25 protein-coding genes are annotated in these 25,833 nt (G+C 61.1%); 13 read left to right on the top strand and 12 right to left on the bottom strand.

Going from position 1 to position 25,833, the window contains the following annotated elements:
* The first annotated feature begins 71 nt into the window (after positions 1 to 71).
* Positions 72 to 1,190: a polysaccharide biosynthesis/export family protein gene (locus D8Z78_RS06745; RefSeq protein WP_240672025.1), complete on the top strand. Its 1,119-nt coding sequence runs from the start codon at positions 72 to 74 to the stop codon at positions 1,188 to 1,190.
* Positions 1,191 to 1,245: 55 nt separating this feature from the next.
* Here the strand turns inward: D8Z78_RS06745 and D8Z78_RS06750 are convergent, their stop codons facing one another.
* Positions 1,246 to 1,704 (bottom strand): c-type cytochrome, encoded by a 459-nt coding sequence (locus D8Z78_RS06750; protein WP_121629379.1) that lies wholly within the window; start codon positions 1,702 to 1,704, stop codon positions 1,246 to 1,248.
* Between the two features lie 164 nt (positions 1,705 to 1,868).
* Between D8Z78_RS06750 and D8Z78_RS06755 the strand changes: the two genes are divergently transcribed.
* Positions 1,869 to 3,080 (top strand): MFS transporter, encoded by a 1,212-nt coding sequence (locus D8Z78_RS06755; RefSeq protein WP_121629380.1) that lies wholly within the window; start codon positions 1,869 to 1,871, stop codon positions 3,078 to 3,080.
* On the opposite strand, the gene D8Z78_RS06760 is transcribed toward D8Z78_RS06755, so the two are convergent.
* Genes D8Z78_RS06760 through D8Z78_RS06770 form a run of 3 tightly spaced genes read right to left on the bottom strand, consistent with a single transcriptional unit; the run spans position 3,077 to position 5,369 of the window.
* Positions 3,077 to 3,667 carry a Smr/MutS family protein gene (locus D8Z78_RS06760; RefSeq protein ID WP_121629381.1) on the bottom strand — a complete coding sequence of 197 codons (591 nt, stop codon included), beginning with the start codon at positions 3,665 to 3,667 and terminating at the stop codon, positions 3,077 to 3,079. The genes D8Z78_RS06755 and D8Z78_RS06760 overlap by 4 nt on opposite strands.
* Positions 3,664 to 4,665: a murein transglycosylase A gene (mltA, locus tag D8Z78_RS06765; RefSeq protein WP_240672027.1), complete on the bottom strand. Its 1,002-nt coding sequence runs from the start codon at positions 4,663 to 4,665 to the stop codon at positions 3,664 to 3,666. The genes D8Z78_RS06760 and mltA overlap by 4 nt, the downstream gene beginning before the upstream one ends.
* A 44-nt stretch (positions 4,666 to 4,709) precedes the next feature.
* Positions 4,710 to 5,369 (bottom strand): Tim44/TimA family putative adaptor protein, encoded by a 660-nt coding sequence (locus D8Z78_RS06770; RefSeq protein ID WP_121629383.1) that lies wholly within the window; start codon positions 5,367 to 5,369, stop codon positions 4,710 to 4,712.
* A gap of 105 nt (positions 5,370 to 5,474) precedes the next feature.
* Between D8Z78_RS06770 and D8Z78_RS06775 the strand changes: the two genes are divergently transcribed.
* Positions 5,475 to 5,969 carry an FxsA family protein gene (locus tag D8Z78_RS06775; protein ID WP_121629384.1) on the top strand — a complete coding sequence of 165 codons (495 nt, stop codon included), beginning with the start codon at positions 5,475 to 5,477 and terminating at the stop codon, positions 5,967 to 5,969.
* A gap of 57 nt (positions 5,970 to 6,026) precedes the next feature.
* Positions 6,027 to 6,527 (top strand): protein-export chaperone SecB, encoded by a 501-nt coding sequence (secB, locus tag D8Z78_RS06780; protein WP_121629385.1) that lies wholly within the window; start codon positions 6,027 to 6,029, stop codon positions 6,525 to 6,527.
* 6 nt (positions 6,528 to 6,533) lie between these two features.
* On the opposite strand, the gene dnaQ is transcribed toward secB, so the two are convergent.
* The 4 genes from dnaQ to D8Z78_RS06800 are packed head-to-tail and all read right to left on the bottom strand — an operon-like array spanning position 6,534 to position 9,286.
* Entirely contained in the window at positions 6,534 to 7,274 is a 741-nt protein-coding gene (dnaQ, locus tag D8Z78_RS06785) for a DNA polymerase III subunit epsilon (RefSeq protein ID WP_121629386.1), read from the bottom strand.
* Positions 7,267 to 7,860: a dephospho-CoA kinase gene (coaE, locus tag D8Z78_RS06790; protein ID WP_121629387.1), complete on the bottom strand. Its 594-nt coding sequence runs from the start codon at positions 7,858 to 7,860 to the stop codon at positions 7,267 to 7,269. The genes dnaQ and coaE overlap by 8 nt, the downstream gene beginning before the upstream one ends.
* Positions 7,857 to 8,690 (bottom strand): shikimate dehydrogenase, encoded by an 834-nt coding sequence (locus D8Z78_RS06795; protein ID WP_121629388.1) that lies wholly within the window; start codon positions 8,688 to 8,690, stop codon positions 7,857 to 7,859. The genes coaE and D8Z78_RS06795 overlap by 4 nt, the downstream gene beginning before the upstream one ends.
* The gene (locus D8Z78_RS06800) at positions 8,687 to 9,286 is read right to left on the bottom strand and encodes a Maf family protein (protein WP_121629389.1); all 600 of its coding nucleotides are present in this window, start codon (positions 9,284 to 9,286) and stop codon (positions 8,687 to 8,689) included. The genes D8Z78_RS06795 and D8Z78_RS06800 overlap by 4 nt, the downstream gene beginning before the upstream one ends.
* Before the next feature lie 508 nt (positions 9,287 to 9,794).
* On the opposite strand from D8Z78_RS06800, the gene rho reads away from it, so the two are divergent.
* From rho to D8Z78_RS06830, 6 genes are read left to right on the top strand one after another with little or no spacing between them, the layout of a single operon-like run.
* Positions 9,795 to 11,066, top strand: a complete 1,272-nt coding sequence (rho, locus tag D8Z78_RS06805; protein WP_121629575.1) for a transcription termination factor Rho — start codon at positions 9,795 to 9,797, stop codon at positions 11,064 to 11,066.
* 7 nt (positions 11,067 to 11,073) lie between these two features.
* Positions 11,074 to 12,357 carry a tRNA uridine-5-carboxymethylaminomethyl(34) synthesis GTPase MnmE gene (gene mnmE / locus D8Z78_RS06810; protein WP_121629390.1) on the top strand — a complete coding sequence of 428 codons (1,284 nt, stop codon included), beginning with the start codon at positions 11,074 to 11,076 and terminating at the stop codon, positions 12,355 to 12,357.
* Positions 12,358 to 12,369: 12 nt separating this feature from the next.
* Entirely contained in the window at positions 12,370 to 14,235 is a 1,866-nt protein-coding gene (gene mnmG / locus D8Z78_RS06815) for a tRNA uridine-5-carboxymethylaminomethyl(34) synthesis enzyme MnmG (RefSeq protein WP_121629576.1), read from the top strand.
* Positions 14,232 to 14,849, top strand: a complete 618-nt coding sequence (gene rsmG, locus D8Z78_RS06820; protein ID WP_121629391.1) for a 16S rRNA (guanine(527)-N(7))-methyltransferase RsmG — start codon at positions 14,232 to 14,234, stop codon at positions 14,847 to 14,849. The genes mnmG and rsmG overlap by 4 nt, the downstream gene beginning before the upstream one ends.
* The gene (locus D8Z78_RS06825; protein ID WP_121629392.1) at positions 14,842 to 15,651 is read left to right on the top strand and encodes a ParA family protein; all 810 of its coding nucleotides are present in this window, start codon (positions 14,842 to 14,844) and stop codon (positions 15,649 to 15,651) included. The genes rsmG and D8Z78_RS06825 overlap by 8 nt, the downstream gene beginning before the upstream one ends.
* A gap of 27 nt (positions 15,652 to 15,678) precedes the next feature.
* Positions 15,679 to 16,587: a ParB/RepB/Spo0J family partition protein gene (locus D8Z78_RS06830; protein ID WP_121629393.1), complete on the top strand. Its 909-nt coding sequence runs from the start codon at positions 15,679 to 15,681 to the stop codon at positions 16,585 to 16,587.
* Here D8Z78_RS06830 and hemW read toward each other — a convergent pair.
* The 3 genes from hemW to rph are packed head-to-tail and all read right to left on the bottom strand — an operon-like array spanning position 16,584 to position 19,052.
* Positions 16,584 to 17,768 (bottom strand): radical SAM family heme chaperone HemW, encoded by a 1,185-nt coding sequence (gene hemW, locus D8Z78_RS06835; RefSeq protein ID WP_121629394.1) that lies wholly within the window; start codon positions 17,766 to 17,768, stop codon positions 16,584 to 16,586. The two genes, D8Z78_RS06830 and hemW, sit on opposite strands and share 4 nt — an antisense overlap.
* Complete coding sequence (gene rdgB, locus D8Z78_RS06840) at positions 17,731 to 18,339, bottom strand: RdgB/HAM1 family non-canonical purine NTP pyrophosphatase (RefSeq protein ID WP_121629395.1); 609 nt, start codon at positions 18,337 to 18,339, stop codon at positions 17,731 to 17,733. The genes hemW and rdgB overlap by 38 nt, the downstream gene beginning before the upstream one ends.
* Positions 18,339 to 19,052: a ribonuclease PH gene (gene rph / locus D8Z78_RS06845; RefSeq protein ID WP_121629396.1), complete on the bottom strand. Its 714-nt coding sequence runs from the start codon at positions 19,050 to 19,052 to the stop codon at positions 18,339 to 18,341. Before rph ends, rdgB begins: the two co-directional genes overlap by 1 nt.
* A gap of 111 nt (positions 19,053 to 19,163) precedes the next feature.
* Between rph and hrcA the strand changes: the two genes are divergently transcribed.
* Together hrcA and D8Z78_RS06855 are read left to right on the top strand one after the other, a co-directional pair.
* Complete coding sequence (gene hrcA / locus D8Z78_RS06850) at positions 19,164 to 20,231, top strand: heat-inducible transcriptional repressor HrcA (RefSeq protein ID WP_121629397.1); 1,068 nt, start codon at positions 19,164 to 19,166, stop codon at positions 20,229 to 20,231.
* 9 nt (positions 20,232 to 20,240) lie between these two features.
* The gene (locus D8Z78_RS06855) at positions 20,241 to 20,792 is read left to right on the top strand and encodes a nucleotide exchange factor GrpE (protein WP_121629398.1); all 552 of its coding nucleotides are present in this window, start codon (positions 20,241 to 20,243) and stop codon (positions 20,790 to 20,792) included.
* Positions 20,793 to 20,821: 29 nt separating this feature from the next.
* Here the strand turns inward: D8Z78_RS06855 and mutS are convergent, their stop codons facing one another.
* Positions 20,822 to 23,431: a DNA mismatch repair protein MutS gene (gene mutS, locus D8Z78_RS06860; RefSeq protein WP_121629399.1), complete on the bottom strand. Its 2,610-nt coding sequence runs from the start codon at positions 23,429 to 23,431 to the stop codon at positions 20,822 to 20,824.
* Positions 23,432 to 23,552: 121 nt separating this feature from the next.
* Between mutS and D8Z78_RS06865 the strand changes: the two genes are divergently transcribed.
* Positions 23,553 to 25,808 (top strand): NADP-dependent malic enzyme, encoded by a 2,256-nt coding sequence (locus D8Z78_RS06865; RefSeq protein ID WP_121629400.1) that lies wholly within the window; start codon positions 23,553 to 23,555, stop codon positions 25,806 to 25,808.
* Positions 25,809 to 25,833 lie beyond the last annotated feature (25 nt).

Genomic DNA, 25,833 nt, shown 5'->3' on the forward strand with positions numbered 1-25,833 from the left:
CGCGACCTGTCTATCACCAAGGAAACATGCTCAAAAGCACGAAAACATCTGGCGGGATGTCGGGGGACCACTTGAAGTCGACAGTCAAAATTCTGGCCCTGATGGTCGGCCTTCTGGCCGTATCGGCCTGTAGCCTGCCGCGGGGCGCCGCGCTGGAATCCGAAATCATCAAGGAAAAGGGCTCTGCCACGCCGACATTCCAAGTGGTCGAGGTCACGCGCGCCAATATGCCTGCGATCCTGCAATGGCCCGATGCGGGCTGGCACGGGCATTATCACTGGCCCAAGACGTCGAGCGGCAGCGATGCCTCGGTCATCCGCACCGGCGACCGCGTCGACGTGACGATCTGGGACAGTCAGGAAAACTCGCTGATCACCAATCCCGGCCAGCGTTTCACCAAGATCGAGGGGCTCGAAGTCGATGGCGGCGGGTCGATCTTCCTGCCTTACGTGAACAAGGTGGGCATCCGGGGTCTGACCGCTTCGGGGGCCCGCAGCCGGGTTCAGGAACGTCTGGAGGCGATCATCCCCTCGGCACAGGTGCAGCTGTCGCTGCAACAGGGGCGCAACAATGCGGTGGACGTGGTCGGCGGCGTCGGTCGGCCGGGTGCCTATCCGATGCCCTCGCGAAACTACAAGGTGCTAAACGTGATCGCCGACGCGGGCGGCATTCCGTCCAATCTGCGCAATCCGCAGGTGCGCCTGCTGCGGGGCTCCCATACCTACGAAATTTCCGCCGACCTGCTGTTCGAAAACGGGTCGAAGAACGCGCTTCTGCATCCCAACGACACCGTCATCGTCGAGGAAGACGACCGCAACTTTACCGCGCTGGGCGCTTCTGGCGTCGAAGACCTGATCTATTTCCCCAAGGATATGGTCACGGCCTTGGAAGCCGTCTCGCTCATGGGGGGCCTTGCGGATACGCGGGCCGATCCCGAAGGTGTGCTGGTTCTGCGGGAATATGCCGCCGGTGCGATCAGCCCCAGCGGGGCCGGTCCGCAAATGCAGCAGGTCGTCTTCAGCTTTGACCTGACCAGTGCCGATGGCTTGTTCGCGGCGCGCAAGTTCCCGATCAATCCCGGCGACACGGTGCTGGCCACCGAAAGCCCAGTCACCAATGCGCGGACGATCTTTGGCCTGATCGGCTCGGTGCTTGGCGTGGGTTCGCAGGTCGGAAACGCCGTCAACTGACGCAAAAGGCGCGCCCGGACCGGACGCGCCTTCTTGTTTCACCAACTCGACGAGGTCAGTTCGTTGCTTCGGCCTCGGCTTCGGGAGCGGGCGCAAGCGAGGCAAGGTAGGCGTAGATATCCTCGCCACCCTTACGCAGCTTGAACGACATCTTCGACCGTGCGCCGTTGTCGTCGAGATAGTCACGCAGGAAAGCGGTCGGGTCCTGCATGTAGCTGACAAGATGCTCTTCGTCCCAGACCAGACCGGCCTCGCCCGCAGCGACGAGTGCATCCCCATAGCGGAAGCCTTCGACCGTACCGGCCTGTCGACCGACAATACCGTAAAGGTTCGGGCCGGTTTTCCCGCCTTTCACGATGGCTTCGCCATCGGCGTTCTGGATCATGTGGCAAGCCTTGCACTTGCCGAAATTCTTTTCACCGGCTGCCACGTCGCCCGAGCCGGCATGGCTTTCGGCAAAACCGGCCGTTGCCAGAGTCGCAGCGGCGACGATCGTTGCGATCTTCAGTTTCATTTCAGATACTCCTTTGAGCGCGTCCTGACGGAAACCTAGCGCAACTTTGCGCGTGTCAACAACAGGGCTGGACTGCGACCTTCCGCGCATGCCGGTGCCGTCGTGTTGAACCAATGTCCCATTGCCCCCTTGCTGATCGGGCCTATCGGGCGCATAGCGAATCCATGACTTGGCTTCGCTTTCTCCTTGGCAATTTCCGCTGGCTGTCCGCCGGCATCCTCCTGACCTTCCTGTCGAGTTTCGGGCAGACCTTCTTCATCTCGATCTTTGCAGGCGAGATCCGGACCGCCTTCGACCTGAGCCACGGGGCATGGGGCGGGATCTATACCTTGGGCACCGGTGTGTCCGCTCTCGCAATGGTCTGGGCCGGCAGCCTGACCGACCATTTCAGAACGCGCGCGCTGGGCGGTATCGTCCTGAGCCTGCTGGCCGGGGCCTGCCTGTTCATGGCGCTGAACCCGGTTGCAGCCCTTTTGCCGGTGGTGATCTTTGCGCTGCGCTTTGGCGGGCAAGGCATGACCAGCCATCTGGCGGTCGTGTCGATGTCACGCTGGTTCGTCGCCACGCGGGGCAAGGCGCTGTCCATCGCGGGCATGGGCTTTGCGCTGGGCGAAGCGATCCTGCCCGTCAGTTTCGTGTCGCTCATGCTGATCGTCGATTGGCGCTGGCTTTGGGTGGCGGCGGCGGTGGTCTGCATCGGGGCGATCCCGGTCCTGATCGCGCTGTTGATGCAGGAACGCACCCCGCAAAGCCACGCCGAAACCGATCACGCCCTTGGCATGTCCGGGCGGCACTGGACACGGGGCGAGATGCTGCGCCACCCACTCTTTTGGTTCATGGTCCCTGCCCTGCTTGGCCCGGCGGCCTTCAACACCGCCTTCTTCTTTCAACAGGTCCACTTTGCCGAGGTCAAAGGCTGGTCGCATCTGGAACTGGTCGCCCTGTTCCCGCTGTATACCGCCTGCGCCTTTGGCGCGATGATGGTGGCGGGCGGGCTGCTGGACAAGCTTGGAACCGGGCGGATCATCCCGTGGATCCAATTGCCGATGGTGGCGGGTTTCATCGTTTTTGCGCAGGCACAGAGCCTGTTTTCCGCTGCGATTGGTCTGGTTCTGCTGGCCTTGGCCGCCGGGGCAAACCAGACCGTACCGAATGCGTTCTGGGCCGAGTTCTACGGGACCCGCAACCTTGGTTCGATCAAGGCGCTGGCGGCGGCGGTCATGGTGCTGGGTTCGGCGATCGGGCCGGGCATCACCGGTGCATTGATCGATTTCGGCATCGGGATCGAGACGCAGTATATCGGTGTGGCCGGGTATTTCATCCTGACGACGACGCTGATGGCCATCGGCGTGGGACGGGCGCGCCAACAGCTTTAGCGGTTCCGCCGGAGATAGACGTAATACGCGCCGCTGCCGCCATGCCGTTGATGCGCCTCGGAAATCTGCAAGACCGCCTGCCCCAGAGGCGCCATGCGCAGCCAGACCGGCACCTGCGATTTCAGCACGCCACGCCTGCGCGGCATCGGATCATATGGATCCTCACGGCTGCCTTTGCCGGTGATGACCAGCACCAACCGCAAGCCACGTGTCTGCGATGTAATGATGAACCGCCCCAAGGCACCGTGGGCACGGTCCAGAGTCATGCCATGCAGATCGATGCGCGCCTCGGGTTCCAGCTTGCCGCGCTTCATCCGGCCAAAGGCCTTGGAGTCCATCTGAACCGGCGCCTCTTTCAGGCGCTCGCCGGTGGTCTTGGGAAAATAATGGGTCTGGGTCTGCACAAGGGCCGCCTGGCCCATGTCGAACGACTGCAAGGGAGCAGGCGCAGGGCGGTCGGTCTTGCCCCGCGCTGGCGGCTTGACCGGCGCAGGATCAGGCTTGCGATTGCGATGCAGGGGGTCGGCGCTTTTGGCGACTTGCTGCCAGAGCTCCAGCTCCTCGGGCCGCACGCGGCGGCGGCTCATGTCGCCTCATCCACCGGCAGCAGCGCATAGGCGCGTTGGATCGGCATCAACACGATCATGCGGCCGGGGTCCTTGATCCTGCCAGCGACCTTGCCAGCGGCATCGCCGGTGCCAATGAACAGGTCAGCGCGCTGCGCACCCTTGATGGCCGAGCCGGTATCCTGCGCGACCATCAGACGGTTCAAAGGTGACGCCCCGCCCTTTTCCACCCAGACCGGCGCACCCAGAGGCGTGAATTCCGGGTCGACCGCGATCGAGCGCATCGGCGTGATCGAGCGGTTCAGCGCCCCCAACGGCCCCTTGTCCGCCGGGACTTGGCTGACTTCGCGGAAAAAGACGTAGCTGTCGTTGTGAAACAGCAATTCGCGGCCCTCGACCGGGTTGCGACGCACCCAGTTCGCAATGACCTGTGCGGAAACCTGATGCGCGTTGTAAATCCCGCGTCGCACCATTTCCTGCCCAACCGAGCGGTACTCGTGACCGTTCTTGCCGCCGTAGCCGACGCGGATCACCCGCCCATCCGGGAACCGGACACGGCCTGATCCCTGAATTTGCAGGAAAAACAGCTCGACCGCGTCATCGACCCATGCGATTTCAAGGCCCCTGCCCTGCATCACGCCCGATGTCTCGATCTCGCGCCGGGTCAGCCATTGGCCACCGCGCGCCTCCGGCGGCATCTTGTAGAGCGGAAAGCGATAGGTCGGCGTCGGCACCGGAGAGCCGCGCAATTCCGGCTCGAAATAGCCGGTAAACAGCGCATCCTGACCGTCTTCCGTGATCATCACGGGGCGAAAGAACAACTCGAAGAAAGCCTTGGCGTCCGTGGCCTCTTGCGACAGGGCGCAGAGAGCTTGCCAGTCAGGGTCATCCAGCACCGTGCACGTACTACGAAACGCAACAAGCGCCTGTTCGTGATCGTCCTCGTTCCAGCCGTTGAGATCCGCGAAGTCCAGCAACGCAAAAGACGGCCCGTCCTCGGCAGAGGCCGGGCCGCTCATGGCCGCGATCGCAGAAAAGAGTGCTGCAACAAGGTGTATCCGGGTCATTCGTCCGTGGCGGAAAGCTGCCAGTTGGGGTCATCGCTACCCATGATGCGCGCGTAGGTCCAGACATCTTTCTGTTTCTTGATCGCGCGGGGATCGCCCTCGACGATCTCGCCTTCGGCGTTCTTCACCACCGAAGTCAGTTCGCCCACATAGGACACCGTCACCTCGGCGCGGCGTGTCTGCGGGTCAAACGTCGCGTCCGACAGCTTCATGTCGCGCACGCCGATGAATTCCGCCTCGATCCGAAGCCCCTGCTCCTCGCGATGCGCGATGACCTGCTCGAACGTCTCATAGACATCTTCGGCGATGAACGGCTTCAGATCGGAGATTTGGCCATTGTCGAAGCCCATGAGGATCATCTCGTAGGCACCGCGCGCCCCGGACAGGAACTCACCCACGTTGAAGGACGGCTCGATGCGCTTCATCTCGGCCAGCGCCTTCGCGGCAGAGCTGCCCTCGGGCACGTGATCGATGATGTCGTGATCCGGTCCCCCTTCGATCACGTCAAAGTCACGTTGCCGGTCAGGCCGCGACGCGGGTGCAGGTGCCGGCGGTTTTTCAAAACCGTCTCGGGTCCCCAGAACACTGCGCAACCGCAGTATGAGAAAAACTGCAATCCCGGCCAGGACAACCAGTTCCAGTATGGTCGAGTTCATCGGCACCTCTTTTGGGGCGTGGATGGAAAAACAAGTCTTGGCTTCCTATGTAGGTGTTGCATCCCGGTGAGTCCACCGGAGCGGGGATATAAGGAGACCTGCAACATGTGGCTGTTTCTCGCCTTTCTGGCCGTGCCGCTGATCGAGATCGCGCTTTTCATCCAAGTCGGGGGCCTGATCGGCCTGTGGCCGACGCTGGGCATCGTGATCCTGACCGCCATTCTGGGTACGTTTCTCGTGAAACAGCAGGGACGCATGGCCCTGAACGACCTGCGCCGCAGCTTTTCCGAGCTGAACGACCCGACCGAGCAACTGGCCAGCGGGGCAATGATCCTGTTTTCCGGCGCGCTTCTGCTGACGCCGGGGTTCTTTACGGACGCCGTGGGCTTTGCCCTGCTTGCGCCGCCGGTGCGCAAAGCCGTTTACCAATATATCCGAAAGCGCGTCACTGTGACCCGGTTCCAGATGGGTCCCACCCCGCAGCCCAAGCCGCACGATCCCCGTCAGGATCGACCAAGCGACGTGATCGAAGGTGAATTTACCGAGGTTCCCCCGGGCAAAAACCCCAATCACCCGGGTTCCGGCTGGACGAGGCATTGAGCAACCCGCAAGCGGCTGCTAATCCGTTGGCCAAGATTTCAATGGGAGACTTAGAGAATGACCGAGACTAACGGTGGGGCCGAAGCGCCCCAGCAGGCCGCCGCCCCCAAGATGAACATCCTCGCGCAATTCATCCGCGACATGTCCTTCGAGAACATCCTGTCGCAGAAAGGCGTGACCGGCGAGGTTCAGCCCGACGTGCAGGTTCAGGTGAATCTCGACGCGAAGAAGCGCACCGCCGAGAACCAGTACGAAGTGGTGATGAAGCTGAAGGTCGACAGCAAATCCAAGGGCTCGGGCGACCACCTGTTCCTGCTGGAACTGGACTATGCCGGCGTTTTCCAGATCGAGAACGTGCCCGACGAACAGCTGCACCCCTTCTTGCTGATCGAATGCCCGCGCATGCTGTTCCCGTTCGTGCGCCGCATCGTGTCGGATGTGTCGCGTGACGGTGGCTTCCCGCCGCTGAACCTCGAAACGATCGACTTCCTCGCGCTGTATCGCAACGAGCTGGCCCGCCGCGCGCAGGCGCAGCAGGCCGAAGCGCCCGCGAACTGAGTCAGATCAGGCGGTCTGGAACTTCACCCAGATCGCCTCTTCACCCAGCTTCTCGACAAAGGCGGCATGGGCCGCCTTTTCTTGTTCCGTGATCCGCGCGGGCAGGGGTGTGGGGCGGGGTTTCGGCCGCCAATGCGTCTCTATCTCACCAGAAGTCGAGCTTTCCTGCGCCGCCGCCAGATTGAAATCCGGCTGCTTGCCGCCGATCAGTTCAAGGTAAACCTCGGCCAGAATTTCGGAGTCGAGCAAGGCGCCATGCAGCGTGCGGTTCGAGTTGTCGATGCCAAAGCGACGACACAGCGCGTCCAGCGTTGCGGGGGATCCGGGAAATTTCTTGCGCGCCATGCCCAACGTGTCGAGCGCGCGACCATTTTCGATCGATGGCAGACCCATCCAGCGGAGCTCGGCATTGAGGAATTTCATGTCGAAGCTGGCATTGTGGATGACCAGCGTCGAATCACTCCCGATGAAATCAAGGAAGGCCCGACCGACCTTGGCAAAAACCGGCTTGTCCTTCAGCGTCACCTCGCCCGGATTGGGCGGGCGCGGTACAGCCAGCAGGTCGGGACCGATGCCGTGAACCCCAAACGCCCCCTCGGGCATGTCGCGTTCCGGGTTGATATACTGGTGATAGGTCCGCCCGGTCGGCATATGGTTGAACAGTTCGACCGCACCGATTTCGACGATACGGTCACCCTGATCCGGCTCGAACCCGGTGGTTTCCGTGTCGAGTACGATTTCACGCATGGGAAAGCCTTTCCTCGATCTGTCTGACGATGTCCTGAACCTGCGCGCGGGCATGGTCAAGCGTGTCGGTCTCGATTTGCCATGTCGCGCGGCGGCACTTTTCGTCATTCGGCATCTGGCGGGCGAGGATACGCTCTAGGTCGTCCGCCGTCATGGTACCGCGGGCCAATACCCTTTCCCGCTGGATTTCAGGTGAAACAGAGACACATGCGGTCGCATCCATTGCCGCATCGCCGCCGTTTTCGAACAGCAACGGAATGTCGAACACGCCGATGGCGTCACTGTGCGCTTCGACGAACTCAGCGCGATCCTGAGCAACGAGGGGATGCACGATGGCTTCGATCCGGGGCAGGGCGGTGGCGTCAACCGCGATGATGCCTCGCAACACGTCTCGGCTGACTTCGCCGTCGCGGATCGCAGCGGGAAAGGCCTCTGCCATGGGCTGAACGGCCAGACCCGAGGTGGAATAGAGACGATGCACGGCTGCATCTGCATCCCAGACGACGCAACCGGCCTCGGCAAACATTCTTGCCGTCGTCGATTTCCCCATACCGATGGAACCGGTCAGGCCAAGCTTGAACCTCATCGCAGGACCGCCGCCCGCGTGGCCTCGTCAATCTCGGGCCGCTGGCCGAACCAGCGTTCGAACCCCGGCACCGCCTGATGCAGCAACATGCCAAGCCCATCGACGGTGGTGCACCCAGCCTCGGTCGCCTCGCGCAGCAGGCGGGTTTGCAGCGGAGTATAGACGATATCCGTCACCAACATGCCCGGTTCCAGCGCATCGAGCGGCACGCGGAATTCAGATTTGCCCGTCATCCCGAGTGACGTCGTGTTGATCACCGTCGCCGTGCCCTCGATCACGTTTGCAGCCTGAACCCAGTCATGCACTATGACCCGATCCCCAAATACATCCGCCAGCCTGTCGGCGCGGTCGCGGCTGCGGTTGGTCAGACGGATTTCCGGCACACCCACGTCCAGAAGCGCGGCGAGGATCGCGCGCGCGGCCCCACCGGCGCCAAACACAACGGCCGGACCCTTGACCGGGTCCCAGTCAGGCGCGTTCTGGCGGAGGTTCTCGATGAAGCCGTAACCATCGGTGTTGTCTGCGTGAATGCTGCCATCCTCGGCAAAGACCAGCGTATTCGCTGCGCCGATCTTTTGCGCGCGGTCCGACACGTGATCGGCGATCTGCAGCACCTGTTCCTTGTGCGGGATCGTCACGTTCACACCGACAAAACCCAGATCTGGCAGGGCGCGCAGGGACGTTTCAACCTTGTCCACCGCGATATCCATCGGGATGTAATGCCCCGGCAGACCATACTTGCGAAGCCAGTGCCCGAACAGGCGCGGCGAGCGGGAATGCGCAACCGGAGAGCCAATGACCCCGGCCAAGGGGATGCGTGCAAGAGTCATGCCGGAATGGAGCCTTTTATCGATAGGTAGTTGAGAAATTCGAGCAGGGGCAGGCCGAGCACCGTGAAGTGGTCGCCCTGGACATGCGCGAACAGGCGCACGCCTTCCTTCTCGAGCTTGTAGCCTCCCACGGAACTGCCGATATCGGGCCAGTTCCGATCAAGGTAGGCGTCGAGATAGTCATCGGAAAAGCCACGCATGGTCAGGCGGGCTGTCGACACGTGACGCCAGATCGGCTTGGCCTCATGATAGAGGACGGCAGCCGAGAGAAGACGATGTGTCTTGCCCCGCAGCGCGCGCAACTGGTCGGCGGCCTCTTCGCGGGTCTCGGGCTTGGACAGAATTTGATGCTCGAAGTCGAGCACCTGGTCGCATCCCAGAACATGGGCCGCCGGTAACTTTCCCGAAACCTTTTGTGCCTTAGCTTCGGCCAAGGCATCGGCAATGTCGCGGGGAGTCGCCTGTTCGGCCTGAAGGGCGAGGCGGATCGCCTCTTCATCGACCCGAGCCGATTCGACGCGGAACGCGAGACCGGCATTTTCGAGCATCTGGGCGCGGATCTGAGACCCGGAAGCGAGGATCAAGTCAAAAGACATGGGGACAAGTTCGGGGATTTCCCTGTTGGCTGGCTTCTCATGTTTCTGAGGAAAAACGCCATGGGTTGCAAGCTTGAGGATAACCCGGGTGGTTCACCAAGCTCTCAGGACGGATTTGCCCGTGTGGGAAAGAACAACTTTCGAGCGCCGGGCGATGTGGGAATCCAGAGCTATCCACCCGTTGTGGGAAACGTGACAACTCAGGAAAGCATTGAAACCCAAGGGCCTTCCCAAGGACAGGTGGCGCATGGAAAGGAGTTGTTCACAGTCATGAACGCTGTGGGCAAAATCGTTTACAAACAATTAATCCACTGGATCGGGTCTGCCCTAACTAAACCAAAATCCTTTCTAAATCCTTTTCTTTTTTTAAGAAAGACCCGAGGCCGGGCAGGGCGATTGACTCGAGGAAGGGACGTGAGGTAGGGACAGGCAGGCTTCTGTTCTGAGGCTGTTTCCCGGAAAGACGATCGACCAGGCCGTTCAGGCCGGCAAAGGGTATGTCATGACCATGACCGAAGAAAGACTGGATCTCGCGGACCTGAAGGCGAAGAGCCCGAAGGACCTTTTGGCGATGGCCGAGGAGCTGGAGATCGAGAACGCCTCGACCATGCGCAAGGGCGAGATGATGTTCCAGATTCTGCGCGAGCGCGCCGATGAAGGTTGGGTCATTTTCGGGGATGGCGTTCTGGAAGTGTTGCAGGACGGCTTTGGCTTCCTTCGGTCGCCCGAGGCGAACTACCTGCCGGGCCCCGATGACATCTACGTATCGCCCGATATGATCCGGAAGTATTCGCTGCGCACCGGGGATACGATCGAGGGCGAGATCAAGGCGCCGGACAATGAAGAGCGTTACTTTGCTCTGGTCACGGTGGCCCAGATCAACTTCGAGGACCCCGAGAAGGCGCGCCACAAGATCGCCTTCGACAACCTGACGCCGCTGTATCCCGACGAGCGGCTGAAGATGGAAATCGAAGACCCGACCATCAAGGATCGTTCGGCCCGGATCATCGATCTGGTCGCGCCGATCGGCAAAGGGCAGCGTTCGCTGATCGTGGCACCGCCGCGGACTGGTAAGACCGTTCTTCTGCAGAATATTGCGACGAGCATCGAGAATAACCATCCCGAGTGTTACCTGATCGTTTTGCTGATCGACGAGCGTCCTGAAGAAGTGACCGACATGCAGCGCAGCGTGAAGGGGGAGGTGATTTCCTCGACCTTCGACGAACCTGCGACGCGTCACGTGGCCGTGTCCGAGATGGTCATCGAAAAAGCCAAACGCCTGGTCGAACATAAACGAGATGTGGTTATCCTTTTGGACTCGATCACCAGACTTGGTAGAGCGTTCAACACTGTGGTGCCGTCCTCTGGTAAGGTGCTAACGGGGGGTGTGGATGCCAACGCGTTGCAACGTCCGAAGCGGTTCTTTGGGGCTGCGCGGAATATCGAGGAGGGCGGGTCCCTGACGATCATCGCGACGGCCTTGATCGATACCGGGTCGCGTATGGATGAGGTCATCTTCGAAGAGTTCAAAGGTACCGGCAACTCCGAGATCGTGCTGGATCGGAAGGTTGCGGACAAGCGTGTCTTCCCGGCGATGGATATCCTGAAGTCCGGTACGCGTAAGGAAGACTTGCTGGTCGACAAGGGCGATCTTCAGAAGACCTTCGTTCTGCGGCGTATCCTGAACCCCATGGGGACGACGGATGCGATCGAATTCCTTCTGACGCGTCTCAAACAGACCAAGACCAACTCTGAATTCTTTGAATCCATGAACAAGTGATGTCGTGATGGACACGATTTTCGCTTTGGCGAGTGCCCCGGGCAAGGCCGGGGTTTCCGTCGTTCGGCTGTCTGGACAGTCGGCATTCGAAGCTGCGCGCCTGTTGTGCGGTGATGTTCCTGCGCCACGCCGCGCGGTGGTGCGGAGGTTGCACGACTTGAACGGGGGCTTTCTTGATGAGGCCTTGGTTCTCGTATTCGAAGCGGGGGCCAGTTTTACCGGGGAGTCCGTCGTCGAGTTTCAGGTCCATGGCAGCGTTGCCGTTGTTCAGGCGGTTCTCGATATGCTGGGCCGGATCGACGGATTGCGTGTGGCGGAACCTGGAGAGTTCACTCGACGCGCGATGGAAAGCGGGCGGCTTGACCTGACCCAGGTCGAAGCCTTGGCGGACCTGATCGACTCCGAAACGGAATTCCAGCGCAAACACGCTTTGACCGTTCTATCGGGAGCGCTGGGTCAGAAGGTTGGAGACTGGCGTTTGCACTTGATCCGGGCGGCTGCGTTGCTGGAAGCAACCATCGATTTCTCGGACGAAGATGTGCCGGTTGATGTGTCAGATGAAGTGTCCGGGTTGCTTGACCGCGTCAAGGCAGAGATCGCAGCGGAACTGTCCGGCTTGCATGTATCGGAACGTGTCAAAACAGGCTTCGAGGTCGCAATCGTCGGCCCGCCCAATGCCGGAAAGTCTACGCTTCTGAATTACCTCGCCGGTCGGGACGCGGCGATTACCTCGGAAATTGCAGGGACTACCCGCGACGTGATCGAGGTACGCATGGATCTTGGCGGTTTGCCGGTAACTTTGCTGGATACCGCTGGGCTGCGCGAGGCCACGGATAAGATCGAAGAGATCGGAGTGGAGCGGGCTCGGCAAAGGGCCGCCGAGGCGGATCTACGTATTCATCTTGTTCCGGTGGGCGAATCGCCCCTGATCACGGTAGAAGACAGTGACATCGTCGCGGTGGCAAAGGCTGATCAGCCGGGGGTCGGATTTGGGGTTTCCGGGAAAACCGGTCAGGGTGTTGATCATCTGGTTGATCGAGTGAAAGACGTGCTTTTGGGTCGTACGGCCAATCTGAGTCTCGTCAGCCGCGCGCGCCACAAGGCGGCTTTGACAGAAGGTTTGGACTATCTCGCGCGTGCGGAAACGGTTCTGGAACAAGGCCCGGACATGTACGAATTCGCGAGTGAGGATATCCGGGTCGCGGTTCGGTCGTTGGAAGGCCTTCTGGGTCACGTAGATGTAGAACATTTGCTGGATGAGATATTCTCCAGCTTCTGCATTGGAAAATGAGGAGTGTTTCACGTGAAACATTTTGATTTCGATGTTGCCGTGATTGGCGGCGGGCATGCCGGGACTGAGGCTGCTGCCGCATCCGCGCGCATGGGCGCCAAAACCGCGCTGATCAGCCTAAGAAAAGCAGACTTTGGTGTCATGTCCTGCAACCCGGCAATTGGCGGCTTGGGGAAAGGGCACCTGGTTCGCGAAATCGATGCGATGGATGGCATCATGGGTCGTGTTGCGGATCAGGCAGGCATCCAGTTCCGACTTCTGAACAGACGGAAGGGGCCCGCGGTGCAAGGGCCGCGCACGCAGGCGGATCGAAAACTCTATCGTGAAGCCATGCAGGCAGAATTGGCTGTAACGCCAAACCTCCACCTTCTCGAAGGTGAGGTTGTGGACTTTCTCATGAATGGGGAAACCGTGACAGGTGTCCGTCTTGCGGACGGGTCCGAGGTGTCTGCAAAGGCGACTGTCTTGACGAGCGGTACATTCCTACGCGGCGTGATCCATATCGGCGACGTGCGAAGGTCCGGTGGTCGAATGGGCGACGATGCGTCTGTTCGGCTTGCGGATCGGCTCGATGGGTTCGGCTTACCTTTGGGTCGCTTGAAGACCGGGACGCCCCCTCGATTGGACGGGCGAACCATTGATTGGTCCGGTCTTGATGAGCAGCCCGGCGATGAAGATCCGGTCATGTTCTCGTTCTTGAATTCTCGACCCATTGCGCGGCAGATTTCTTGCGGTATCACGCACACCTCGGAGCAGACCCACGATATCATCAGGTCCAATCTTGATCGGTCGGCGATGTATGGCGGCCATATCGAAGGTGTCGGACCAAGGTACTGCCCGTCGATCGAGGACAAGGTTGTGCGCTTTGCCGACAAGACTTCTCATCAGGTTTTTCTTGAGCCGGAAGGGTTGGACGATCACACGATCTATCCCAACGGCATCTCCACCTCTTTGCCCGTCGATGTCCAAGAAGCTTATGTCCGCACGATGAAAGGTCTGGAGCAGGTCACGATCCTCCAGCCTGGCTATGCTATCGAATACGATTACGTGGATCCGCGCGCCTTGGACAGCCGTCTCGCGCTGCGCAATGTTGCGGGCCTGTTCCTCGCGGGCCAGATCAACGGCACAACTGGATATGAAGAAGCAGCTGCCCAAGGTCTGGTCGCCGGACTGAATGCCGCATGCCTCGCGTTTGAACGGGATCCAGTTCGGTTTTCGAGGACGGACAGTTATATCGGCGTAATGATTGACGATTTGACGACCAAGGGCGTTGCAGAGCCCTATCGCATGTTCACCAGCCGTGCTGAATTCCGCTTGTCCCTGCGTGCCGACAATGCAGACCAGAGACTGACGCCCCTGGCGCACCGGATTGGCTGTTTGTCTGACGGACGTCGCGTTGTCTTTTCGAACAAGATGGAGAAATTGGCGCGGGGACAGGCACAACTCGAGTCGATGCAGTTTACGCCAAATGAGGTCCGCTCGGTCGGGATCAACGTGAATTTGGACGGGTCAAGACGGACCGCTTATCAACTCTTGTCGTTCAAGGATGTCACGCCTGATACGATCGCCCAGTTGAATGCTGCCGTTGGTGATATTGATTCGGATATTTTGGCCCAGTTGGCCCGTCAGGCTCTCTACGCTAACTACATTCAACGACAGGACCGGGACGTCGCATTGCTGAGGAAGGATGAAAACCTTCAGTTTCCGGCAGACTTCGTCTTTGATGGCCTTTCCGGTTTGTCCAATGAGTTGCAGCACAAATTGCATCAAGCTCGACCGGAAAATATCGCCCAAGCGGCGCGGATCGAGGGGATGACCCCCGCCGCTTTGTCCCTTTTGGTGGCCAAAATTCGGTCTGGGCAGCGCAAAGCATCATGAAAATGCCTGGCGACATGGGGCTTGATGTTTCACGTGAAACATTGGAGCGGCTCAAAACCTATCTCGACTTGTTGGTAAAGTGGAACGCGAAGATCAACTTGGTGTCCCCTGACACGATGGCCACCGCATGGAGCCGACATATCGTCGATTCAGTGCAGATCGTGCGATTTTCGCCTTTCGATATGGAGCACTGGGTGGATCTCGGTAGTGGTGGAGGCTTCCCCGGCATGATCGTTGCAGCCATCCTTGCCGAGAAAAGTCCGACAACGAATGTCACTTTGGTCGAAAGTGATCAGCGGAAATGTGCTTTCCTCAGAACGGTCAATCGAGAGCTTGGTTTGTCCGCACGCGTCTTATCCAAGCGAATCGAGGCGATTGATCCGCTTGGGGCTGACATTCTGTCTGCGCGCGCGCTTGCTTCGCTCGATCGACTTCTCGGTTATTGCAGCCTCCATTTGCGGCAAGGTGGTACTGCGCTGCTGCCAAAAGGGCGGGGGTGGAAAAACGAAATCGACGATGCCGGATCGCAATGGAAATTCTCGTGGCAAAGCCATAAAAGTGTCACTGACCCCGAAGCGGTCGTTCTGGAAATAAAGGATATCGCACATGTCTGAGCCGATGAACCCGTCCGGGGCCAAGATCATTGCCGTCGCGAACCAGAAAGGTGGCGTTGGCAAGACGACGACAACGATCAATCTTGGCGCGGCCCTGTGCGAGCAAGGCTTGAAAGTCCTCGTGATCGACCTCGATCCACAAGGCAACGCGTCGACGGGTCTCGGGATCGAGCCGGAGGATCGGGAGTTCACGACCTATGAATTCCTCCTCGAAGATGTCGCGCTCGATCAGGTTATCCTTGAAACCAGCACGCGCAATCTCTCGCTCATTCCGGCCACGGTCGACCTCAGTTCTGCGGATATGGAGCTGATTTCGAACGAAAAACGCAGCTTTCTTCTACACGACGCACTTCGGCAGACCGGCCTTCAGGCCTACGGTTTCGATTATGTCCTGATCGATTGCCCGCCGTCTCTGAACCTGCTGACCGTCAATGCCATGGTCGCCGCGCACTCCGTGCTGGTGCCGCTTCAGTCGGAATTCTTCGCGCTCGAAGGCCTGTCGCAGCTGATGCTCACCATTCGAGAAGTGCGTCAGACAGCCAATCCAGATCTGCGCATCGAGGGCATCGTTCTCACCATGTACGACGCGCGGAACAACCTCTCTCAACAGGTCGAGGCCGATGCGCGCGATAACCTCGGGGATCTCGTCTTCTCCGCCGTGATACCGCGTAACGTTCGCGTGTCCGAGGCGCCGTCCTATGCCATGCCTGTGCTCGCCTATGACACCGGCTCCAAGGGCGCTGCCGCCTATCGGGCTCTCGCCGCAGAATTGCTCAAGAAAAACCAGAAACTCGCCGCTTGACGGCGTCCCAAAATCCAAGAGGCAAAGATGGCAGAGAAAAAGGATCAACGACGTGGACTTGGGCGCGGTTTGTCGGCGTTGATGGCCGACGTTACCCCGGCTGAGGAACCGCGCCAGCCCGACGCCCCGCGTCGCCCGGACCGGCTAATCCCGATCGAGCGAATCGTCCCCAACCCGGACCAGCCGCGTCGTAGCTTTACGCCCGATCAACTCGAAGAGCTTGCCAATTCGATTCGCGCCAAGGGTGTCATCCAACCTTTGATCGTGCGTCCGAATCCGCAAAACGCCGAGCAATTTGAGATCGTCGCAGGGGAGCGTCGTTGGCGTGCCGCGCAGATGGCGCAACTGCACGAATTGCCCGTCTTGGTCCGCGACTTCAACGACACGGAAGTCCTCGAAGTCGCCATCATCGAAAACATCCAGCGTGCCGATCTCAACCCGATCGAAGAGGCGGCTGGCTATCGACAGTTGATGTTCAAGTTCGGCCATACTCAGGAAAAGCTGGCGGAGGCCCTCGGCAAGAGCCGCTCGCACATTGCCAACCTGATGCGGCTTCTGAATCTGCCGGATGGTATCCAGACCATGGTGTCAGACGGTCAATTGTCTGCAGGCCATGCGCGGGCGCTCATCACGGCGACCAATCCCGAAGACCTCGCCAAGCAGGTCATCGCAAAGGGTCTGTCGGTCCGCGAGACCGAGCGCCTCGCCAAAGGGCCGGTCGTCTCGACCAACCCGGCCAAGCCAAAACCGTCCGGCAGCTTCAAGGTTGAGAAGGATGCAGACACGAAAGCCCTCGAAGGCGATCTGTCGGCTGCGCTCGGCATGAAGGTCAGCATCGACCACAAACCCGGACAGGAAAATGGGAAGCTCACCGTGTCCTACGAGACGTTGGAGCAGCTGGACGCTTTGTGCGGTCTGCTCAGCCTCGGTCGCTAGGGCAGCAACGCCTTCACGATGGAATTCAAGACCAGCCGGCCTTCGGGGGTAACCCCGAGGGCCGTTTCGGTTTTCCAGACCAAGCCCAGGCCTTCCAACTCCCGGATCGCGGATTCAGGGGCAATCTGCGGGTCCCAGCCGTGCAAGACCCCCAAATCGATACCTTCAGGGATACGCAACCCCATCATGAGGTATTCACCCGCCATATTTTGGGGATCAATGACAGAGACCTGACGATCACCGGTACCAGCCTCGGCGGCTTCGATCCATTTCGCCGGTTGCTTCCAGCCTTCATTCGCTCGTCTCTGGTGAGCGTGGGTCACTCGCCCATGCGCACCCGGACCGATGCCGACCCAGTCGCCATACCGCCAATAGATCAAATTGTGCCGGGATTCTGCGCCGGGCCTCGCATGATTCGATATCTCATAGGCGGGCAGCCCGGGGGCACCACACAGCTCTTGCGTCAACTCATACATATCCGCCGACAGGTCTTCACCCGGAAGGCCGCGCAACCGACCCGCGTTGAAGCGGTCACCGAAGGCCGTCCCTTGCTCGATGGTCAACTGGTACAAGGACAGATGGTCGACGCCCATCGACAAGGCTTCGGTCAACTCGGTGCGCCAATCCTCAAGGGTCTGATCTTGCCGGGCATAAATCAGGTCAAAACTCACACGCTGAAAGGTCTCGCGCGCGACGCGGATCGCGGTCTTCGCCTCGGCGACATCATGCAACCGCCCCAGCCGGCGCAGATCCGCGTCCCGCAAGGATTGGACGCCCAGTGATACCCGGTTCACCCCCGCCTCGGCGATCCCGCGAAACCGCTCGGCTTCGACCGACGAGGGGTTCGCCTCCAGCGTGATCTCGATATCGTTGGCCCAGACCCAGCCTTGCCGCGCCGCGTCCAGAACCACCGCGACCGTTTCCGGCAACATCAGGGACGGGGTTCCGCCCCCGAAAAAGATCGAAGAAAGCACCCGCCCGGGTGTCTCCTCTGCCGCGCGCCGCACCTCGGAGGCCAACGCGCGGGCCCAACGCGTCTGGTCGACGGCGGGAACAACATGGGAGTTGAAGTCGCAATAGGGGCACTTTGCAGCGCAGAAGGGCCAATGCACGTACAGGCCGAAACCGCCCCTTTGCCAATTTTCAGTCAAAACAACCCGCCACGAATTTCCGGAATGCATCAGCCCGGTGGCTGATCTTGTTCTTTTCCCAACGGTCCATCTCGCCAAAGGTGATGTCGTAGCCATCGGGCATGAAGATCGGATCGTAGCCGTGGCCCTCATTGCCGCGCATCGGCCAGACGACCTGACCGGGCATCACGCCGGGAAACACCTCGTCATGCCCATCGGGCCAAGCCAGCACCAGCGTACAGCAGAACCGCGCGGTCCAGGGCTGCGGCTTGCCGGACTCCACCAGACGATCGTGGGTCTTGCCCATCGCCATGACGAAATCGCGCCCCTTGCCGGTTTCGGCCCAATCGGCGGTATAGACACCGGGCGCGCCATCGAGCGCGTCGATCTCGATGCCGCTGTCATCCGACAGGGCAGGGAGGCCGGTCGCTTTGGCCGCCGCATGCGCCTTGATCCGGGCATTCTCGACGAATGTCGTGCCGTCCTCGACCGGTTCGGGCAGGTCCATCTCGGCGGCGCCCACGACTTCGACGCCGAACGGCTCAAGCAGATGCTTGATCTCGTCCAGCTTGCCTTGGTTATGGGTCGCAACCAACAGCCGTTTTTCGTGGAACGTGCGCATCAGGACACCGCGGCCAATTGTGCCTCGACCAGTTCCTTCACGCCCTTTTCGGCCAGTCCGATCAGGTCGTCCATCTGCTTTCGGGTAAACACCGAGCCCTCGGCGCTCATCTGGACCTCGATCAGCGAGCCATCGCCGCGCAGGATAAAGTTCCCGTCGACGCCCGCCTCGCTATCCTCGGGATAGTCCAGATCCAGCACGGCTTGCCCAGCATAGATGCCGCAAGACACTGCCGCCACGGGCGAGATCAGCGGATCGGTCACGATATCGCGCGCTTTCAGCAGCTTGTTCACCGCCAGACGTAATGCGACCCAACCACCGGTGATCGAGGCGCAGCGCGTGCCGCCATCGGCCTGGATCACGTCGCAGTCCACGGTGATCTGCCGTTCCCCCAGCGCGTTCCGGTCCACACCGGCCCGCAAAGCCCGCCCGATCAGGCGCTGGATCTCCACCGTGCGCCCGCCTTGTTTGCCCGTCGTCGCCTCGCGCCGCATCCGCGACGTGGTCGAGCGCGGGAGCATGCCGTATTCCGCCGTCACCCAGCCTTGGCCCGAGCCCTTGATGAACGGCGGCACGCGGTCTTCCAGCGTGGCCGTGCACAGAACATGCGTATCGCCCATCTTGATCAGGCACGACCCTTCGGCATGTTTGGTCACGCCCGTTTCAATTGAAACGGCGCGCATTTCGCTTAAATCTCGTCCTGACGGTCTCATGGCTTATCCTCTTTTCTGTTGCGCCGGGGATAGCTGTCCCGCGCCCCCCGGTGCAAGCCCGATTGACGATCCGTGCGAGCCGTCTTTAATGACCTCATCAAGAGGCACGAGATGACGACACAGGCCAGCGAATTACTGTCCCAGATGAACGACCGCTCGCGCGAGGTGTTCCGGCGCGTCGTCGAAGGCTATCTGGAAAGCGGCGAACCCGTGGGCTCGCGCACCCTGACGCGCAGCCTGTCGGAAAAGGTCTCCGCCGCGACGATCCGTAACGTGATGCAGGATCTGGAGTTTCTCGGGCTGCTCGACAGCCCGCACGTCTCTGCCGGGCGCATCCCCACACAAATGGGCCTGCGCATGTTCGTCGATGGGTTGCTGGAGGTCCGCGACCTCGATCAGGACGACCGCAAGATGCTGGACGCCAGCACCGGGTCCAACAGCACCGATGTCGGCGGCTTGCTCGACCGGATCGGCTCTGCCCTGTCCGGCGTGACACATGGTGCGTCGCTGGTCCTGACGCCGAAGCACGAGGCACCGCTGAAACATATCGAATTCGTCAGCCTCGCCTCGGACCGCGCGCTTGTGGTGATCGTCTTTGCAGATGGTCACGTGGAAAACCGTGTCTTCACTCCGCCGCCGGGGCAAACCCCCTCGTCGATGCGAGAGGCGGCGAATTTCGTGAATGCGCTGCTCGAAGGCCGGACCCTGTCAGAGCTCCGCAAGGTCATCCGCGAGGAAATCCAGCGCCGCCGTCAGGAAATCGACAGCCTTGCCACGGCGCTGATCGATGCGGGAATCGCAGTCTGGGACGGCGAGGGCAATTCGTCCGAGCGACTCATCGTGCGGGGCCGGGCGAATCTGTTGGGCGAGGATGTGCCAGAGGAAGACCTCGACCGCATTCGCAGCCTGTTTGACGACCTCGAACGCAAGCGGGACATTGCCGAGTTCCTCGAACTGACCGACGAAGGCGAGGGTGTGCGCATTTTTATCGGCTCCGAGAACAAACTTTTTTCGCTTTCGGGTTCCTCTCTGGTGGTCTCTCCATATATGAACGCGGACCGAAAGATCATTGGCGCGGTGGGCGTCATTGGTCCGACTCGTCTGAACTACGGTCGGATCGTCCCCATCGTCGACTACACGGCACAACTGGTCGGAAAGCTGATCACCGACCGGAGCTAGAGGTGAAAGATGGCAGAGAACAAGGACGAGTTCCTCGACGATATCGACGCGGCCGAGACCGAGGCCTACGAGTCGCAGGAATTCAGCGACGAAGCGATGGAGCTGGACGAGCTGCGCGCCGAGCGGGATGAGTACAAGGACAAGTTCATGCGCGCATTGGCCGAGGCCGAGAACGCGCGCAAGCGGGCGGCCAAGGACCGGCAAGAGGCTCAGGCCTATGGTGGCACCCGCATCGCACGGGATTTGTTGCCGGTTTACGATAACTTGAACCGGGCGCTTCAGGCAGCGCGTGAAGACGGCAATGCCTCGACCGCTTTGGTCGAAGGTGTCGAGTTGACGCTGAAGGAACTGCTGAACGTGTTCGACCGCCACGGTGTGACGCGGATCGTGCCGCAGGTCGGCGACCGCTTCGATCCCAAAGAGCACGAGGCGATGTTCGAGGCACCTCTGCCCGGCACCAAGGCGGGCGACATCATTCAGGTGTCGACCGAGGGCTTCATGCTGCACGACCGTCTTCTGCGCCCCGCGCAGGTCGGTGTCAGCTCGATGCCCGCGAATTGAAACATCCAGTAGGATGGGTTTAACCCATCCTACTTCATCAGCGCTTTCAATTCATACAGCGCCTGCAAGGCCTCGCGCGGCGTCAGATCGTCCGGCAGGATCGTCGCCAGTTTTTCTTCCACGTCTGACGGGCCACTCGGCGCTTTCGGCGTTTCGCGAACCGCCGCCGCGCTGAACAGCGGCAGGTCGTCGATCAGCGCCTTGGGCGACGCACGCTCGCGTTCTCCCTTTTCCAACGCTTGCAGAACTGACCGCGCCCGGGTGATCACCGCCTTGGGCAGGCCCGCCAATTGCGCCACCTGCACGCCATAAGACCGGTCCGCCGCGCCCTCATGCACCTCGTGCAAGAAGATCACGTCGCCCTCCCATTCCTTCACCGCGACCGTGGCGTTCTTCACCCCCGGCAACTTGCCAGCCAAGGCGGTCATCTCGTGGTAATGCGTGGCAAACAGCCCGCGCACGCGGTTGACCTCGTGCAGATGCTCCAAGGTCGCCCATGCGATGCTGAGCCCGTCATAGGTCGCCGTGCCGCGCCCGATTTCATCGAGGATCACCAAGGCGCGCTCATCCGCCTGATTGAGGATCGCCGCCGTTTCCACCATCTCGACCATGAAGGTCGAGCGCCCGCGCGCCAGATCGTCACTTGCTCCCACGCGGCTGAAAATCTGGCTGACCAGACCCACATGCGCCCGGTCGGCAGGGACATAGCTGCCCATTTGCGCCAACAAGGCGATCAAGGCGTTCTGCCGCAGATAGGTCGACTTACCCGCCATGTTCGGACCGGTCAGCAGGGTCACACTGGCCACCTCGCCATCCGCGTTCAAATCGCAGTCGTTCGCAATAAACGGCTCGCCCGCTTTGTCCAGCGCCGCCTCGACCACCGGATGCCGCCCGCGTTCCACGTGAAACGCGCGGCTGTCATCGACCTGAGGCTTGCACCAATCCCGCGCGCGCGCCAGTTCCGCCAAGCCCAGCGACAGGTCAAACTCCGCAAGGGCCAGCGCCAGTTCCGACAGTTCAGGTGCCACCTCAAGAACGCTGGCTTTCAGTCTGTCGAACAAGCGTTTTTCCGTCTCCAGCGCCTCGGCGCCCGCGTTCAGGATCTTGGTCTCCAACTCCGACAATTCGACCGTGGTGAACCGCACCTGATTGGCCGTCGTCTGGCGGTGGATGAAGCGATCCCCCAGCGCATGCATCTTGTCCGCATGGGTGGAGGTCACTTCAATGAAGTAGCCCAAGACATTGTTATGCTTGATTTTCAGGCTGCCGATGCCGGTCTCAGTTGAGTATTCGGCCTGCATCCGGGCGATCACGCCGCGCCCCTCGTCGCGCAACTCGCGCGCGGCATCAAGGCCTTCGTCATAGCCCGGCGCGATGAACCCGCCGTCGCGCAGCAACAATGGCGGCTCGGCGATCAGGGCGTTTTCCAGATCGTCCAACAAGGCCTCATGCCCGGTCAAACAGTCTCTGTTCCGGCCCAAAAGCTGCGGCAGCTCCACCGCTTGCAACCGGTCCGAGATCACCACCGCCTGCGCAAGCGTGTTGCGCACCGCCGCCAAGTCGCGCGGCCCGCCCCGGTCCAGCCCCAGCCGCGACAGCGCCCGGTCCAGATCGGGCACCCGCCGCAACGCCTCGCGCAGCGCGTCGGACCATGTCCCTTCGACGCCCCATTGAACCGCTTCCAACCGCTCCCGGATCACGTCCAACTCGCGCGAGGGCGAGGAGACTCGCCGTTCCAGCAAGCGCGCCCCGCCAGATGTCACCGTCCGGTCGATCACCGACAACAGCGACCCGGCGCGCCCGCCATGCATCGACTGCGTCAATTCGAGGTTCCGCCGTGTCGCCGCGTCGATCTGCATCAGGCGCGAGACCGCCTCTTGGCGCGGCGGGCGCAACATCGGCAACCGGCCCTTTTGCGTGATGTCGAGGTAATCGACCAAGGCCCCCATCGCCGACAGTTCCTGCCGGGTGAAGTCGCCAAAGGAGACCAGCGTCTTGACCCCGAACACCTTCGCCAGCCGCCCCTCGGCCGCCGTCGAATCGAAGGACGCTGCCCCCAAGACGGTCGGCTCATAGCCCAGATCGCCCAAGACCTCGCGCAGCGTCTCGTCCACGCCTTCGTTCACCAGCAATTCCGCCGGGGCCAGCCGCGCCAGTTCCGCGCCGATCCGGGCTTGCGTCAAAGGCATCACGTGAAACGCGCCGGTCGAGATATCGCACCATGACAGCGCCCAATCGTCTCTGATCCTGCCCAAAGCGGCCAGGTAGTTGTGCCGCCGAGCTTCCAGCAGCGATTCCTCGGTCAGGGTGCCCGGCGTCACCAAGCGCACCACGTCGCGTTTCACGACCGCCTTGTAGCCGCGCTTCTTCGCTTCCTCCGGGCTTTCCAACTGCTCGCCCACGGCAACGCGGAAGCCCTTGCGGATCAGTGTCAGCAGATAGCCCTCTGCGGCATGGACCGGCACGCCGCACATGGGGATGTCGTCGCCATCGTGTTTACCGCGCTTGGTCAATGCGATATCCAAGGCCTCGGACGCCGCCACCGCGTCGTCAAAGAACATCTCGTAGAAATCGCCCATTCGGTAGAACAACAAAGCGTCGGGATACTGCGCTTTGATTTCCAAATATTGCGCCATCATGGGCGTGACGGTATTTTTATTTCCTTTGTTAGCGCTCACGTATCTTTCCCCCGGCGATTTGCCGTGACAATAAGGGCGCCGATCCACAGGTAAAACCAGATTTCCGACGGCAGGGGATACAATGTCCAAACCCAAGTTCACCCGCGAAGAGGCGCTCGCCTTTCACCTCGAACCGACCCCCGGCAAATGGGAGGTGCAAGCCACCGTCCCGATGACAACCCAGCGCGACCTGTCGCTGGCCTATTCGCCGGGCGTCGCGGTGCCGTGCGAGGATATCGCCGCCAATCCGGAACTTGCCTATGACTACACGAACAAGGGCAACCTCGTCGCCGTGATCTCGAACGGGACGGCGGTTCTGGGGCTGGGCAATCTGGGTGCGCTCGGCTCGAAGCCGGTGATGGAAGGCAAGGCCGTCCTGTTCAAACGGTTCGCCGACGTGAATTCGATCGATATCGAGTTGGACACCGAGGACCCCGACGAATTCTGCAACGCGGTGCGCCTGATGGGGCCGACCTTCGGGGGCATCAACCTCGAAGACATCAAGGCACCCGAATGCTTCATCATCGAGCAGCGTCTGAAAGAGGAAATGGACATTCCCGTCTTTCACGACGACCAGCACGGCACCGCAGTGATCTGCGCCGCCGGTCTGATCAACGCGCTACACCTGTCGGGGAAGAAGATCGAGGACTGCAAGATCGTGCTGAACGGGGCAGGGGCCGCCGGGATTGCCTGCCTCGAACTGATCAAAAGCATGGGCGCGCGTCACGACAACTGCATCATGTGCGACACCAAGGGTGTGATCTATCAGGGTCGCACCGAGGGCATGAACCAGTGGAAATCGGCCCATGCGGTCGTGACCGAGGCGCGCTCACTGGAAGAGGCGATGGTGGGTGCCGATGTCTTCCTTGGCGTGTCGGCCAAAGGGGCGGTGACGCAGGACATGGTGCAAAGCATGGCCGACAATCCGGTCATCTTCGCCATGGCGAACCCCGATCCGGAAATCACTCCCGAAGAGGCGCATGACGTGCGCCCCGATGCCATCGTCGCCACCGGGCGCTCGGACTATCCGAACCAGGTGAACAACGTGCTGGGCTTCCCCTACCTGTTCCGCGGCGCCTTGGACGTCCATGCCCGCGCCATCAATGACGAGATGAAGATCGCCTGCGCGCAGGCTTTGGCGGAACTCGCGCGCGAGGACGTGCCCGACGAGGTTGCGCTGGCCTATGGCAAGTCGCTGTCCTTTGGCCGCGACTACATCATCCCGACGCCCTTCGACCCGCGCCTGATCCACCGCATTCCGCCTGCCGTGGCGCGGGCTGCGATGGCCACCGGCGCCGCGCGCCGTCCCATCGTCGATATGGAAGCCTACGAGACCGGGTTGCGCAGCCGCATGGACCCGACCGCCTCGATCCTGCGTTCGATCAACACGCGCGCCCGTTCGGCGCAGGCCCGCATGATCTTTGCCGAGGGCGACGACCCGCGTGTCCTGCGCGCCGCTGTCATGTATCAGCGCAATGGCTTGGGCAAGGCGCTGGTCGTGGGCCGCGAGGACGACGTGAAAGCCAAGCTCGAAGTGGCGGGTCTGGGCGATGCCGTGCGTGAGCTGGAGGTGGTGAACGCCCGCAATTCGCGCCACCTTCAGACCTACAAGGATTTCCTCTACAGCCGCCTGCAGCGCAAGGGGATGGACCGACAGGACATCCACCGGCTTGCGGCGCGCGACCGTCATGTGTTTGGCGCGCTGATGCTGGCGCATGGTCATGGTGACGGGTTGATCACCGGCGCGACGCGCAAGTCCGCGCATGTGCTGGAACTGGTGAACCACGTCTTCGACGCGGATGCGCGGGCCGGTGCGGCGGGTGTCACCGCGCTTCTGCACAAGGGCCGGATCGTGCTGATTTCCGACACGCTCGTGCATGAATGGCCAAACGAGGAGGATCTGGCCAATATCGCCGAACGCGGTGCCGACGTGGCGCGCCATCTGGGGCTGGAACCCCGCGTGGCATTTGTCAGCTTTTCGACCTTTGGCTACCCGGTTTCCGAGCGCGCCGAAAAGATGCACCTCGCCCCGCGTGTTCTGGACCGGCGCGGCGTGTCGTTCGAATATGAGGGCGAGATGACGGTCGACGTGGCGCTGAACACCAAGGCGCAAGAGGCCTATCCCTTCCAGAGGCTGACCGGCCCGGCGAATATTCTGGTCGTGCCCGCGCGGCACTCGGCCTCGATTTCGGTCAAGCTGATGCAGGAAATGGCGGGCGCGACGGTGATCGGGCCGATCCTCGCCGGGGTCGACAAGTCCATCCAGATCTGTTCGACGAATGCGACCGCGAACGACATTCTCAACATGGCGGTGCTTGCTGCCTGTAAAGTCGGATGAAACTTCGGGTAGGATGGGTCATGAC

Source organism: Tropicibacter alexandrii, from assembly GCF_003667315.2.
GTDB lineage: Bacteria > Pseudomonadota > Alphaproteobacteria > Rhodobacterales > Rhodobacteraceae > Tropicibacter > Tropicibacter alexandrii.

Excerpts from the sequence above, each read along its gene's own strand:
- D8Z78_RS06775 (WP_121629384.1), top strand. The coding sequence starts at position 5,475 with ATGTGGCTGTTTCTCGCCTTTCTGGCCGTGCCGCTGATCGAGATCGCG.
- D8Z78_RS06800 (WP_121629389.1), bottom strand. The coding sequence starts at position 9,286 with ATGTCTTTTGACTTGATCCTCGCTTCCGGGTCTCAGATCCGCGCCCAG.
- coaE (WP_121629387.1), bottom strand. The coding sequence starts at position 7,860 with ATGAGGTTCAAGCTTGGCCTGACCGGTTCCATCGGTATGGGGAAATCG.
- D8Z78_RS06855 (WP_121629398.1), top strand. The coding sequence starts at position 20,241 with ATGGCAGAGAACAAGGACGAGTTCCTCGACGATATCGACGCGGCCGAG.
- hemW (WP_121629394.1), bottom strand. The coding sequence starts at position 17,768 with ATGCATTCCGGAAATTCGTGGCGGGTTGTTTTGACTGAAAATTGGCAA.
- D8Z78_RS06830 (WP_121629393.1), top strand. The coding sequence starts at position 15,679 with ATGGCAGAGAAAAAGGATCAACGACGTGGACTTGGGCGCGGTTTGTCG.
- mutS (WP_121629399.1), bottom strand. The coding sequence starts at position 23,431 with ATGATGGCGCAATATTTGGAAATCAAAGCGCAGTATCCCGACGCTTTG.
- D8Z78_RS06750 (WP_121629379.1), bottom strand. The coding sequence starts at position 1,704 with ATGAAACTGAAGATCGCAACGATCGTCGCCGCTGCGACTCTGGCAACG.
- dnaQ (WP_121629386.1), bottom strand. The coding sequence starts at position 7,274 with ATGCGTGAAATCGTACTCGACACGGAAACCACCGGGTTCGAGCCGGAT.
- D8Z78_RS06795 (WP_121629388.1), bottom strand. The coding sequence starts at position 8,690 with ATGACTCTTGCACGCATCCCCTTGGCCGGGGTCATTGGCTCTCCGGTT.
- D8Z78_RS06760 (WP_121629381.1), bottom strand. The coding sequence starts at position 3,667 with ATGAGCCGCCGCCGCGTGCGGCCCGAGGAGCTGGAGCTCTGGCAGCAA.
- D8Z78_RS06755 (WP_121629380.1), top strand. The coding sequence starts at position 1,869 with ATGACTTGGCTTCGCTTTCTCCTTGGCAATTTCCGCTGGCTGTCCGCC.
- rph (WP_121629396.1), bottom strand. The coding sequence starts at position 19,052 with ATGAGACCGTCAGGACGAGATTTAAGCGAAATGCGCGCCGTTTCAATT.
- mnmE (WP_121629390.1), top strand. The coding sequence starts at position 11,074 with ATGGACACGATTTTCGCTTTGGCGAGTGCCCCGGGCAAGGCCGGGGTT.
- mltA (WP_240672027.1), bottom strand. The coding sequence starts at position 4,665 with ATGAGCGGCCCGGCCTCTGCCGAGGACGGGCCGTCTTTTGCGTTGCTG.
- rdgB (WP_121629395.1), bottom strand. The coding sequence starts at position 18,339 with ATGCGCACGTTCCACGAAAAACGGCTGTTGGTTGCGACCCATAACCAA.
- D8Z78_RS06865 (WP_121629400.1), top strand. The coding sequence starts at position 23,553 with ATGTCCAAACCCAAGTTCACCCGCGAAGAGGCGCTCGCCTTTCACCTC.
- secB (WP_121629385.1), top strand. The coding sequence starts at position 6,027 with ATGACCGAGACTAACGGTGGGGCCGAAGCGCCCCAGCAGGCCGCCGCC.
- rsmG (WP_121629391.1), top strand. The coding sequence starts at position 14,232 with ATGAAAATGCCTGGCGACATGGGGCTTGATGTTTCACGTGAAACATTG.
- rho (WP_121629575.1), top strand. The coding sequence starts at position 9,795 with ATGACCGAAGAAAGACTGGATCTCGCGGACCTGAAGGCGAAGAGCCCG.
- hrcA (WP_121629397.1), top strand. The coding sequence starts at position 19,164 with ATGACGACACAGGCCAGCGAATTACTGTCCCAGATGAACGACCGCTCG.
- D8Z78_RS06770 (WP_121629383.1), bottom strand. The coding sequence starts at position 5,369 with ATGAACTCGACCATACTGGAACTGGTTGTCCTGGCCGGGATTGCAGTT.
- D8Z78_RS06825 (WP_121629392.1), top strand. The coding sequence starts at position 14,842 with ATGTCTGAGCCGATGAACCCGTCCGGGGCCAAGATCATTGCCGTCGCG.